Origin of the sequence: uncultured Streptococcus sp., from assembly GCF_963521255.1 — a bacterium.
Classification (GTDB): domain Bacteria; phylum Bacillota; class Bacilli; order Lactobacillales; family Streptococcaceae; genus Streptococcus.
Window position 1 is genome coordinate 69,644 of sequence record NZ_CAUQTU010000002.1, and the last position, 12,186, is coordinate 81,829.

Sequence of the window (12,186 nt, forward strand, 5' to 3'; positions counted from 1 at the left end):
GAAAGAAATGAACAAACGTCTATTTTTAAAAATGAGTCTGGCTACCTTGCCAGTTTTGGCTTTATTTTCACAACCTGTGTTAGCAGAAGAAAACATTCATTTTTCTAGTTGTAAGGAAGCTTGGGCGAATGGATACGCGGATATTCATGAGGGAGACCCTGGTTATTCTGCCAAGTTAGACCGCGATCATGATGGTGTGGCTTGCGAATTGAAAAATGCTCCTAAGGGTGCTTTCAAAGTAAAACAAGCGACTACAACTCAAACTGATATAAGTTCAGCAACAGCAAGTGGCTGGGTTAAGCAGGATGGTGCTTGGTACTACTTTGATGGAAATGGCAATCCAGTAAAAAATGCTTGGCAGGGAAGCTATTATCTGAAAGAAGATGGTCAAATGGCACAGAGCGAATGGATTTATGATTCTTCCTATCAAGCTTGGTATTATTTGAAATCAGACGGATCTTATGCAAAGAATGCATGGCAAGGAGCTTACTACCTTAAATCTAACGGTAAAATGGCACAAGGTGAATGGCTTTATGACTCTTCTTACCAAGCCTGGTATTACTTGAAATCAGATGGTTCTTATGCTCGCAATGCGTGGCAAGGAAATTATTATTTGAAATCGGATGGTAAAATGGCTAAAAATGAGCGAGTTGATGGGGGCCGCTACTACGTAGATGCTTCAGGTCTCTGGAAACCATAAATCAGATAAAATTTAGAAAGTTAATGCAAACCTTTGCATAAATGAGTGAATTTTGTTATACTAGTACTGTAAGCATTTTCAGTTAATTCATAATGAAAAAGGAGAATATGATGAGTCAAAAGATTATTGGGATTGACCTTGGTGGAACTTCTATCAAATTTGCAATCTTGACAACAGCAGGAGAAATCCAAGAAAAATGGTCTATCAAGACTAACATTTTGGATGAGGGAAGTCATATCGTTGATGATATGATTGAGTCTATTCAACATCGTTTGGACTTGCTTGGATTGGCAGCAGCAGACTTCCAAGGTATTGGAATGGGATCACCAGGTGTGGTTGACCGTGAAAAAGGGACTGTTATTGGTGCCTACAATTTGAACTGGAAAACCCTTCAACCAATTAAAGAAAAGATTGAAAAATCCTTGGGCATTCCTTTCTTCATCGATAATGATGCCAACGTGGCAGCTCTTGGTGAGCGCTGGATGGGTGCTGGTGATAACCAACCAGATGTTGTCTTTATGACACTAGGTACTGGTGTTGGTGGCGGTATTGTCGCTGAAGGCAAATTGCTTCATGGTGTTGCTGGTGCAGCAGGGGAGCTTGGTCACATCACTGTTGACTTTGACCAGCCAATTGCATGTACTTGCGGTAAGAAAGGTTGCCTTGAGACAGTTGCTTCTGCAACAGGGATTGTCAACTTGACTCGTCGCTATGCGGATGAATACGAAGGAGATGCAGCCTTGAAACGCTTGATCGATAACGGAGAAGAAGTAACTGCTAAGACTGTCTTTGACCTTGCAAAAGAAGGAGACGACCTTGCCTTGATCGTTTACCGCAACTTCTCACGTTACTTGGGAATCGCTTGTGCTAACATTGGTTCAATCCTAAACCCATCAACCATCGTCATCGGTGGTGGTGTGTCAGCTGCAGGAGAATTCCTTCTCCAAGGTGTTCAAAAAGTCTACGACGAAAATAGCTTCCCACAAGTACGTACATCTACTAAATTAGCTCTTGCAACTCTAGGAAATGACGCTGGAGTTATTGGAGCAGCATCACTTGTATTGCAATAAAATAATAAAAGGGGAAAAATGCTAACCTAGAGTTAGTAATGTTCCTCTTTTCTTTTTTATGCTATACTAGTTAGGACAATGAATGAGGTGAAATGAAATGACCAAAGCAGATACGATTTTTAAAGAAAATATTGAACGCATTCTAAAGGAAGGTGTTTTCTCAGAACAGGCTCGTCCTAAGTACAAGGACGGAACCGTTGCCAACTCTAAATATGTGACAGGTGCCTTTGCCGAGTATGATTTGGCTAAGGGTGAATTTCCCATTACAACCTTGCGTCCTATCGCTATCAAATCCGCCATCAAGGAAGTTCTCTGGATCTACCAAGATCAGTCAAATAGCCTAGACGTGCTTAATGACAAGTACAACGTTCACTACTGGAATGACTGGGAAGTGGGAGATACAGGAACTATTGGTGAGCGTTACGGGGCAGTCGTTAAGAAACACGATATCATCAATAAGCTTCTCAAACAGTTGGAAGCCAATCCTTGGAATCGTCGGAATATTATCTCCCTTTGGGATTACCAAGCTTTCGAAGAAACAGAAGGGCTGCTCCCATGTGCTTTTCAGACCATGTTTGATGTCCGCCGTGTAGATGGAGAAATCTATCTGGATGCAACCTTGACCCAGCGCTCCAATGATATGCTGGTGGCCCACCACATCAATGCGATGCAGTATGTGGCTCTTCAAATGATGATTGCCAAACATTTTGGCTGGAAGGTTGGGAAGTTCTTCTACTTCATCAACAACCTCCATATCTATGACAATCAATTTGAACAAGCTCAGGAATTGCTCCGTCGTGAGCCGTCTGACTGCCAACCTCGTTTGGTTTTGAATGTGCCAGATAAGACCAATTTCTTTGATATCAAAGCAGAAGATTTTGAGTTGGTGGATTATGACCCTGTCAAGCCGCAGTTGAAGTTTGACCTAGCTATTTAAAAGAATAGAAAAAAGAAGTTGAGACAATGAATCCCAACTTCTTTTGTTTTTTAACGTGATACGCGGCGACGAGCTGCTTTTTTACGGTTTTCTTCGATGAAAGCTGCTTTTTGCTCTTCTGGTTCGATTACTTTCTTTTTAAATGCGTATACTGCACCTGCAACTGCAGCGACAGTTCCTGCGACACCTGTTACAAGACCTTTAGCGAATCCTTTAGCCATGAGTCTTCCTCCTTTATATTCTATACCAGCCAGCCTCCTCAAGAGGTCACATTTTTCTGACTGACCTTTTTGTGTTATAATAATAGTAACGAAAAAATGGGAATTTTTCAAGGAAAAAAGATGAAAACAAAAATAATTGTGATTGTTGGACCGACTGCTGTTGGAAAAACATCCCTTGCCATTGAAGTGGCCAAGCGTTTTAATGGCGAAGTGGTTAGTGGAGATAGCCAGCAAGTCTATCGAAGACTTGATATTGGGACGGCCAAGGCTAGTCCAGAAGAGCAGGCAGCTGTTCCTCATCATTTAATTGATGTTAGAGAGGTAACCGAGTCTTACTCGGCTTTTGATTTTGTTTCAGAAGCTAAGATGGCTATTGAGGATATTCACAGTCGTGGCAAGATAGCCATTATCGCTGGTGGGACTGGACTTTATATCCAGAGTTTGCTAGAAGGTTACCATCTGGGTGGGGAGACACCTCATGAGGAGATTTTGGCCTATCGGGCTAGTTTGGAGCCTTATACGGATGAGGAATTAGCTCATCTTGTGGCGCAAGCAGGTCTTGAAATTCCCCAGTTTAATCGTCGTCGTGCTATGCGTGCCTTGGAAATTGCTCATTTTGGTCAGGATTTGGAAAATCAAGAGACCTTGTATGAACCATTGATTATCTGCTTGGATGATGAACGCAGTCAATTATATGAACGTATCAATCACCGCGTGGACTTGATGTTTGATGCTGGGCTTTTGGATGAGGCTAAGTGGCTCTTTGACCATTATCCAGATGTGCAGGCTGCTAAAGGGATTGGTTACAAGGAACTCTTTCCTTACTTCCGTGGAGAGCAGACTCTGGATGAAGTTGGTGAGAGTCTCAAACAGGCTACCCGTCGTTTTGCCAAGCGTCAGTTGACCTGGTTCCGTAATCGCATGCAGGTCACCTTTTATCAGATTGGAGAATCTGGTGTGCAAGACCGCATTTTAAGTCAGATAGAGGAGTTTTTAGATGATTGAAACGGAGAAAAAAGAGGAACGCGTCCTTCTCATCGGTGTGGAATTGCAGGGCATGGACAATTTTGACCTCTCCATGGAAGAATTGGCTAGTTTAGCGAAAACGGCAGGGGCAGTCGTTGTAGATAGCTACAGACAAAAACGTGAAAAATATGATTCCAAGACCTTCGTCGGCTCTGGTAAGTTAGAAGAAATTGCGCTCATGGTAGATGCAGAAGAAATTACCACTGTCATCGTCAACAACCGTTTGACACCAAGGCAAAATGTCAATCTAGAGGAGGTTCTGGGTGTTAAGGTCATTGACCGTATGCAGTTGATTTTGGATATCTTTGCCATGCGGGCTCGAAGCCATGAAGGGAAGCTCCAAGTCCACCTAGCCCAGCTCAAATATCTCCTGCCTCGCTTGGTTGGTCAGGGAATTATGCTCAGCCGTCAGGCAGGGGGAATTGGTTCCCGTGGACCTGGTGAAAGCCAGCTGGAATTGAACCGTCGTAGCGTTCGCAACCAAATCACGGATATAGAGCGCCAGCTCAAGGTGGTTGAGAAAAATCGGGCGACTGTCAGAGAAAAACGTTTGGAGTCCAGCACCTTTAAGATTGGTTTGATTGGTTATACCAATGCTGGGAAGTCAACTATCATGAACACTTTAACCAGTAAGACTCAGTATGAAGCGGACGAGCTCTTTGCAACTCTGGATGCGACGACTAAGAGTATTCATCTAGGGGGAAATCTCCAAGTAACTTTGACAGATACCGTTGGCTTTATCCAAGATTTGCCGACAGAGTTGGTGTCCAGTTTCAAGTCAACCTTGGAAGAAAGCAAGCATGTGGATCTTCTAGTTCATGTTATTGATGCCAGCAATCCTTACCATGAGGAGCATGAAAAAACAGTTCTATCCATCATGAAAGATCTGGACATGGAAGATATTCCTCGTCTGACACTTTATAATAAAGCGGATTTGGTGGAGGATTTCACGCCTACCCAAACGCCTTATGCCCTCATTTCTGCCAAGTCTGAGGATAGTCGTGAGAATTTGCAGGCACTATTTTTAGAGAAAATCAAGGATATTTTTGAATCTTTTACACTGCGAGTGCCTTTTTCAAAGTCCTACAAGATTCATGATTTAGAAAGTGTTGCGATTCTGGAAGAACGTGATTATCAAGATGACGGCGAAGTGATTAGAGGCTACATTTCTGAGAAAAATAAATGGAGGTTAGAAGAATTTTATGATTGATATTAAAACGTTGGCTCTAAAATATGGGGGCTATACGAGTCTAGACAAGGTCTATCTGGATCAACTTCTAGCTGGTAAAACAGAGCAGGAGCAATTGACTCTTATCACACCTCCGCCAAGTGTAGTCAATGCTTACTTTGCAGAACTATATCAAAAAAAGAGTCCTCAAGCTGCGACGGATTATTTTGCGGAACTCAGTCAGGAACTGAATCTTTACAATGCTGAACCAAGTTTCGCCTTAGAAAACAAGCCCTTTGTTCGGCTTAATCTGTCTGGTAAATCCTTTGGTTTTTGTTATGAGAGTGAGGGTTTGGGTCGGATTTTCTCTGAAAATGAAGAGGTAATCTCGGATGACTTGCTATTTGAAATTGCGCAAATTTTCCCCCATCAATTAGTCTTTGAGGAGTCTGGTAAGATTTACATGAAGGCTGTCGGGGACGAAGAAGTTGTTAGTGTGGAAAGTCTTACAGCTTTGACTGATTTGGAAAACTTGGCTGATGGTCGCAAACGTCTCAAAGGATACAGCCAAGAGGAGTTACTGCAAGAAGCTACTGTTTTTTCTGGCAAATGTTATTTCCGATCGGAAAACCGCACAGCCATGTTATATATTGATTAATTAGAAAGTATCGAATGGATATTCAATTTTTAGGAACGGGGGCTGGTCAGCCCTCTAAAGCCCGCAATGTCTCCAGTCTCGCCCTGAAACTCTTGGACGAGATTAACGAAGTCTGGCTCTTTGACTGTGGAGAAGGTACGCAAAATCGCATTCTGGAAACCACAATTCGACCACGCAAGGTCAGCAAAATTTTTATCACTCACCTGCATGGAGACCACATCTTTGGCTTGCCAGGTTTCCTTTCTAGTCGTGCTTTTCAGGCTAATGAAGAGCAGACAGATTTGGAAATCTATGGACCGCAAGGGATTAAGTCATTTGTCTTAACCAGCCTTCGTGTGTCAGGTTCGCGCCTGCCTTACCGTATTCATTTTCATGAGTTTGACCAAGATTCTCTAGGAAAAATTCTTGAGACTGATAAGTTTACGGTGTATGCAGAGGAGCTGGATCACACTATTTTCTGTGTTGGATACCGTGTTATCCAAAAGGACCTTGAAGGAACGCTGGATGCTGAAAAACTTAAGGCTGCTGGTGTCCCATTTGGCCCGCTTTTTGGGAAAATCAAAAACGGTCAGGACGTTGTTCTCGAAGACGGAACTGAAATCAAGGCAGCTGACTATATCTCAGCTCCCCGTCCAGGTAAGATTATCACTATTTTAGGAGACACTCGAAAAACGGATTCCAGTGTGCGTCTGGCTGTCAATGCCGATGTCCTGGTTCATGAATCGACTTATGGCAAGGGTGATGAAAAAATTGCTCGTAACCATGGCCACTCTACTAACATGCAAGCTGCACAAGTAGCGGTAGAAGCAAGCGCCAAACGACTATTGCTCAACCATATCAGTGCCCGTTTCCTCTCAAAAGATATCAGCAAGCTCAAAAAAGATGCTGCTAGTGTTTTTGAAAATGTCCATGTGGTCAAAGACTTGGAGGAAGTGGAAATCTAACAGATTGAGAAAGGAACAGTATGCCTACTATTCTCATTACAGGAGCTAGCGGTGGTCTAGCCCAAGAAATAGTTAAACTTCTGCCAAATGACCAACTCATCTTGCTTGGTAGAAATAAGGAAAAATTAGCCCAACTCTACGGAAATCATCCCCATGCAGAATGGATTGAAATCGATATTACCGATGACTCAGCCTTAGAAGCTCTGGTAGCAGACCTCTATCTCCGCTATGGCGAGATTGATGTCTTGATAAACAACGCTGGTTACGGGATTTTTGAGGAATTTGACCAAATTTCCGACCAAGATATTCATCAGATGTTCGAGGTCAATACCTTTGCCCTAATGAATCTGTCTCGTCGCCTTGCGGCTCGAATGAAGGAAAGCCGAAAAGGCCATATCATCAATATCGTCAGCATGGCAGGTTTGATTGCTACTGGCAAGTCTAGTCTCTACTCAGCAACTAAGTTTGCGGCTATTGGTTTTTCAAATGCCCTACGATTAGAACTCATGCCTCATGGTGTTTACGTAACGACAGTCAATCCAGGGCCAATCCGAACAGGATTTTTCGACCAAGCCGACCCAGATGGCACCTATCTCAAGTCGGTTGACCGCTTCCTGCTAGAGCCAGATGCAGTTGCTAAAAAGATTGTCAAGATTATGGGAAAAAACAAACGAGAACTCAATCTTCCGATGTTGTTGAACCTAGCCCATAAGTTTTATACTCTCTTTCCCAAGCTAGCTGATAAGCTGGCTGGGGAGACTTTTAATTATAAGTAAAAAAGTTGTTCCTAAAATGGAGCAACTTTTTTTACGATTAGAACAAATCAATACCAGTCTTATTTAATGCGTGGCAATGATAGGTGAAGGCGTTGATAAAATTAGAATAGTACTGCTGGTCAATAAATTTTGCGCTTTGAAGATAATTAAATAGATTTTTGGCTAGGGGAATAGCCTCAGGTTTATTCCATCTAAATTGATTGTAAACATGTTCAACTTCTAGGAACATGAGGGGAATAGCCAGATAACCTCGTTCGAAGGTCTGAAGTGATTTAATTTTTTTAATAATATCATCAGCCTTTTGATAGTACCCTAGTTCAGAGAAGTATTTTACGGAGAAAGTAAGAGCATTTAAGATACGGATGTAGGTGTCAGTATTGGCACTTTCTTTGTACATAAGTAATAATTGTTTGGTCATATGGTCAATAAGTTCCATAGGAGAATGATTGACGATGACGCGATAAATTTCAAGTTCGATACTATTAAAGACATCCGATTTCATTAAATGATTGATAATGTTTTGAATCCTGGCAACAGTTTCTGGACTCTTTGCTATGGTTGGATAATGTCTTAATTTAATAGATTTAAAAATCATTTCTGCTTGAAGTGGATTGTCTTTTAGATAGACATCAAATAATTTTTCGTATTCTTCAATGTAAGTGAGGATATCTTCTTCATGGACCACATGCTTGCCAAATTCAATAGCAGGTAATTCTAAGCAGTCTCCGCCTTTATTTGCATAGGCGAGAACAAAATCATTCCATTCAACTCCGATAACAATTAATAGTTTGGCAAAGTTTTCAAGTGAAATTCCCTTGTCTCCTTTTTCAAATTGACTTAGGAACTGTGGTGATACGATATCTGAGGCGGCTTCCTTTAGGCTGAGGCCTCGTGCTTCGCGCAGGTACTTAAATGTAGTTCCAAATGGATATAGGTTTTCCATAAATCATCTCCTTATATACTTCTAAGACTATTATATAAAAATTTAGAGAAAAAAATGGAGAAAGAAAACTATAGTTACAAAATATTAGAATTCTATGCTATTTTTTGTTTTTATGAACAAGATTGAAACTATAGTTTAGTTTGCGAAAAAATAGATAAGTAGGGTCTAATAAGCTGTATAAACACAAAAAGGAATAAATCCCTTATAGTAGAGTTAATATCTCGTACTAGAAAGAGATTTGTTCCTTTTTGTGGTCATGAATAGTTTTTGAGAATATTTGATGAACCAAACTCAAATGACTTATTAATGCACTGAGTAACGGTGGGCAATATCTACGATATTATCAGCTATAAGGTCTGCGGTTAAATGAGAACCTCCATTATCTAGCTCTTCAAACCAGTTTTCCAATACAACATTTGTAACAGGAGAAACAGTATCAGGAGCAATATGATAATTCTTCCTTAAAAACTGTTCTACTTCAGCTCTGAGAGCTTGTTCTTCACTTGACAAAATCATATCGTTTCCTCCTTAACTAGGGTTAGTCTATCTGCAATTCTTTGATCACATATACACAATTGCGTATCATTCTGATATTTTCCCAAAAGCATTTCAGCAGTTTGTTCTAAGGTATTCAACCCTTGGAAATAATTATCTAAAGTTTCTTTCAATCGTGTAATTTGACCATCAAGAACTGGACCAAATACTGCTGAAAAATGATGAATATTATTTCCAGACTTAGCATCTAACTCCAATCTATTTTTATAAACAAACTGAAAGTATTCTTTGTCAATTTCAAAAATTTTAGTTTCAGAATTATCAAGTTCTTGAAATTGATAACTTAGAACAACCGATTTTACATTCGGATTAAAAGGAATTTCATCTTTTGTTTTCCGCTGAGCCCATTTAATTGCTTGGCTGAGCTTAGATGTCACATAAAATCCGATACCAAAATCACAGTTACGTTTACTATGATGGACATCTATTCCATCTTTTAAAGAAGCAACTTGAGTAGATGTCGTTCCGTGATACCAAATTTTTGTACTGCTAAACTCCTGATTAAAGTTTAACTCTTCCATAAAATAATTATAGCATTTTTCTAGCATTTACGCACCTACTACCTGTTTCAATTTTAGTGTAGATAAGTCTACCACTCTAAAATCCTTCTAAAACTATTATATAAAAATTTAGAGAAAAAAATGGAGAAAGAAAACTATAGTTACAAAATATTAGAATTCTATGCTATTTTTTGTTTTTATGAACAAGATTGAAACTATAGTTTAAATGACGAAAAATTTAAATATCTATTATGGTATGATAAGGGAGAGAATAGCTAATAAAGCTGGCTTGTTATACTAGTATAACAAGGATTGACTTATCACTCAATCCTATTCTATTAGCCATCAAAGGAGAAAATGCTATGGGAAAAACTTAAACACTTGACACTAGAAAAAAATTATATTTACTTTTAAGGTTATAAGACAATTATCAAAAATTTTAGAAAAATAGAAATATATAAGGAGTTTTGTTATGAAAAACAGAAAAATGTTGGCCTCTTCTTTACTAGCTGGTGCTTTATTGTCAGTAGGTTATGTAGCTTCTAAACCGACAGCGGTTCATGCCTTAACAGATATGAGTGTCAAGGATACTCAAAATCCCTTGAAAATCAACTTGATACAGACAGGAGAAGTAACTATACTTTTGGTTGACCTTCAAAGAAGTTCTACAACTAATGATAATACATATCTTGATTTTGATCTAGTTAATGAAGATACTGGAGAACTTGCTTCTTCATACTCTTTTGGAAGATTTGGAGGAAGTAATAGAATAAGACAGGGAATTAATATACTCTCAGTAAAAGATGGGAACTATCATCTGGATATCTACAGCTCAGATGATTTTGGAAAACGTTACTTTGGACGTTCAGAAGTTTTTAAAATCTCAGAATATACATACTATCCGATTAAGAAGGTAGAGACACCAAAAGCTACTGAAACTCCAAAACAAACCACTAACTCTAACTCAGGTCAGACTGGCTGGTCAGGTTCTTCTTACTACAAAGCTGGTGTTAAAGTAGTGAATCAATGGATTTTTGATGTTCAGTACAATTCCTACTTCTACCTAAATGCTTCAGGTAACTTTGTTCAGAATGCTTGGTCAGGCAATTATTACCTCAAATCAGGTGGCTACATGGCTAAGAGCGAGTGGATTTATGACAATAACTATCAATCATACTATTACTTGACAGCAGAGGGTAGCTATGCACGTAATGCTTGGTCTGGAAGCTACTACCTCAAATCAGATGGTAAAATGGCTAAGAGTGAGTGGATCTATGATAGTAGCTACCAATCTTACTATTATCTAACATCAGAAGGAAGTTACGCTCGTAACACATGGGTAGGTGACTACTATCTCAAGTCAAATGGTAAGATGGCAGTCAATGAACGTACCCCAGATGGCTACCAAGTAGATGGCTCAGGTAAGTGGGTGAAATAAGAAAATAATCTATACTGTAGATAAAACTTATTTTAAACAGGGAGAAAAGAGAAAATAATGGAAAAACATGAAAACCAAACGAACGAAGAAGTGACCGTAGAAAAAGTCGAAGATACTGAAGAAGTGGCTGTAGAAAAAGTCGAAGAGACTACGGAAAGAATGGAAGAATCAATTCATGAAGTAGTGACAGAGAAGCCTGATAGAGTAGAAGCAATCAAAAAAGAGGCAGCAAGTTTTGTAGATAAAGCTGGAAAACAAATCGAAAATCTAGATATGGATGGTTCGATTGAAAAAATTAAAAAATTATTTGAAACAAAACCTCTACAATCTGTCGGAATAAGCCTAGCTGTCTTTCTTGTTCTGTTCTTTGGAGTTCGTAAATTAACCAGTGATCCATTAGATGGAACTTATGAAATTTTAACAAAACGTGATCATTTAGTCATGGTGATTAAAGGAAATTCTGGGACCGTTATCTCTGAAGATTCAGACGGAGACAAAGAAAAAAGACTAGTGAAAATTGATAAACAAAAGAAAGTATTGACAATCACAGACACTAAAGGAAGAGATTTAGGAAAAACAAAATATATGTTAAAAGATAAGGAACTTTATCTTCAAGAGCCAGATCAAACCTTTAACCGAGTAAAATAGACTACACATTCAAAGCTTACCTCAGTACCCTATACTCAATGAAAATCAAAGAGCAAACTAGGAAGCTAGCCGCAGGCTGTACTTGAGTACGGCAAGGTGACGCTGACGTAGTTTGAATTTGATTTTCGAAGAGTATTAAAAGCTACTGGGGTAGGAAATTGTATACAGGGAGAATATGAATGAAATTTAAAAAATTAATAACTCTAGCCAGCTTGGTTGGCCTAATTACTTTCTTATTGCCTGTTGTTTCATCAGGTAATCAATCACTAGCTCCGGTAAGTGAGTACGTAGTTGATTATCTAAATGCGCCTTCCCGATTTATGGTATTTATTGTTTGGTACGGTGCATTTGTAATCACTTTATTATTATCTTTATTTATAGTAAATAGAAGAGTGATAGCAATTATTCAGTCACTTGTCATTATTTTATTAAGTGCATTTAGTTTGTTTATTCATTTTACATTCTTGAAAGAAATAGTTGGTAGAGCACAATTAGGTTACGGAGCTATTCTATATTTTATCTGTGCTTTGATAAATATTTTTGCAGCAATAATGATTATAAAAGGTGATAAGACTACTAGTAAACAGATTCATTAAATAACT

At 39.2% G+C, this 12,186-nt stretch carries 15 protein-coding genes; 11 read left to right on the forward strand and 4 right to left on the reverse strand.

The genetic code is table 11. From position 1 onward, the window contains the following. Positions 1–7: 7 nt before the first annotated feature. The 3 genes from RWP09_RS02270 (at position 8) to RWP09_RS02280 (ending at position 2,707) form a co-directional block, all read left to right on the forward strand. The gene (locus tag RWP09_RS02270; RefSeq protein WP_314433570.1) at positions 8–700 is read left to right on the forward strand and encodes an excalibur calcium-binding domain-containing protein; all 693 of its coding nucleotides are present in this window, start codon (positions 8–10) and stop codon (positions 698–700) included. 110 nt (positions 701–810) lie between these two features. Further along, positions 811–1,770 (forward strand): ROK family glucokinase, encoded by a 960-nt coding sequence (locus RWP09_RS02275; RefSeq protein ID WP_314433573.1) that lies wholly within the window; start codon positions 811–813, stop codon positions 1,768–1,770. 97 nt (positions 1,771–1,867) lie between these two features. Continuing rightward, the gene (locus tag RWP09_RS02280) at positions 1,868–2,707 is read left to right on the forward strand and encodes a thymidylate synthase (protein ID WP_054385264.1); all 840 of its coding nucleotides are present in this window, start codon (positions 1,868–1,870) and stop codon (positions 2,705–2,707) included. A gap of 50 nt (positions 2,708–2,757) precedes the next feature. On the opposite strand, the gene RWP09_RS02285 is transcribed toward RWP09_RS02280, so the two are convergent. Continuing rightward, complete coding sequence (locus tag RWP09_RS02285) at positions 2,758–2,928, reverse strand: DUF3042 family protein (protein WP_001051780.1); 171 nt, start codon at positions 2,926–2,928, stop codon at positions 2,758–2,760. A gap of 120 nt (positions 2,929–3,048) precedes the next feature. On the opposite strand from RWP09_RS02285, the gene miaA reads away from it, so the two are divergent. The 5 genes from miaA to RWP09_RS02310 are packed head-to-tail and all read left to right on the forward strand — an operon-like array spanning position 3,049 to position 7,500. Beyond that, positions 3,049–3,933, forward strand: coding sequence for a tRNA (adenosine(37)-N6)-dimethylallyltransferase MiaA (miaA, locus tag RWP09_RS02290; RefSeq protein WP_314433584.1), 885 nt, complete (start codon positions 3,049–3,051; stop codon positions 3,931–3,933). Beyond that, positions 3,926–5,164, forward strand: coding sequence for a GTPase HflX (gene hflX / locus RWP09_RS02295; RefSeq protein WP_020903656.1), 1,239 nt, complete (start codon positions 3,926–3,928; stop codon positions 5,162–5,164). Before miaA ends, hflX begins: the two co-directional genes overlap by 8 nt. Continuing rightward, positions 5,157–5,780 carry a cystathionine beta-lyase gene (locus RWP09_RS02300; protein WP_314433587.1) on the forward strand — a complete coding sequence of 208 codons (624 nt, stop codon included), beginning with the start codon at positions 5,157–5,159 and terminating at the stop codon, positions 5,778–5,780. The genes hflX and RWP09_RS02300 overlap by 8 nt, the downstream gene beginning before the upstream one ends. A 14-nt stretch (positions 5,781–5,794) precedes the next feature. Next, the gene (rnz, locus tag RWP09_RS02305; protein ID WP_314433589.1) at positions 5,795–6,724 is read left to right on the forward strand and encodes a ribonuclease Z; all 930 of its coding nucleotides are present in this window, start codon (positions 5,795–5,797) and stop codon (positions 6,722–6,724) included. Positions 6,725–6,744: 20 nt separating this feature from the next. After that, the gene (locus RWP09_RS02310; RefSeq protein ID WP_314433591.1) at positions 6,745–7,500 is read left to right on the forward strand and encodes an SDR family oxidoreductase; all 756 of its coding nucleotides are present in this window, start codon (positions 6,745–6,747) and stop codon (positions 7,498–7,500) included. 37 nt (positions 7,501–7,537) lie between these two features. Here the strand turns inward: RWP09_RS02310 and RWP09_RS02315 are convergent, their stop codons facing one another. The 3 genes from RWP09_RS02315 to RWP09_RS02325 form a co-directional block, all read right to left on the reverse strand. Then, a complete protein-coding gene (locus tag RWP09_RS02315; RefSeq protein WP_314433593.1) occupies positions 7,538–8,443 on the reverse strand; it encodes a helix-turn-helix transcriptional regulator in 906 nt (301 codons plus the stop codon). 303 nt (positions 8,444–8,746) lie between these two features. Continuing rightward, positions 8,747–8,959: a hypothetical protein gene (locus RWP09_RS02320; protein ID WP_314433595.1), complete on the reverse strand. Its 213-nt coding sequence runs from the start codon at positions 8,957–8,959 to the stop codon at positions 8,747–8,749. Then, positions 8,956–9,546: a DUF3990 domain-containing protein gene (locus RWP09_RS02325; protein WP_314433597.1), complete on the reverse strand. Its 591-nt coding sequence runs from the start codon at positions 9,544–9,546 to the stop codon at positions 8,956–8,958. The genes RWP09_RS02320 and RWP09_RS02325 overlap by 4 nt, the downstream gene beginning before the upstream one ends. Before the next feature lie 424 nt (positions 9,547–9,970). On the opposite strand from RWP09_RS02325, the gene RWP09_RS02330 reads away from it, so the two are divergent. From RWP09_RS02330 to RWP09_RS02340, 3 genes are all read left to right on the forward strand, one after another. Then, positions 9,971–10,936 carry a choline-binding protein C gene (locus RWP09_RS02330; protein WP_314433599.1) on the forward strand — a complete coding sequence of 322 codons (966 nt, stop codon included), beginning with the start codon at positions 9,971–9,973 and terminating at the stop codon, positions 10,934–10,936. Between the two features lie 57 nt (positions 10,937–10,993). Beyond that, positions 10,994–11,584, forward strand: coding sequence for a hypothetical protein (locus RWP09_RS02335; protein WP_314433601.1), 591 nt, complete (start codon positions 10,994–10,996; stop codon positions 11,582–11,584). Between the two features lie 179 nt (positions 11,585–11,763). Then, on the forward strand, positions 11,764–12,180 hold the full coding sequence (locus tag RWP09_RS02340; RefSeq protein WP_261030641.1) for a hypothetical protein: 417 nt from the start codon (positions 11,764–11,766) through the stop codon (positions 12,178–12,180). The last annotated feature ends 6 nt before the right edge of the window (positions 12,181–12,186 follow it).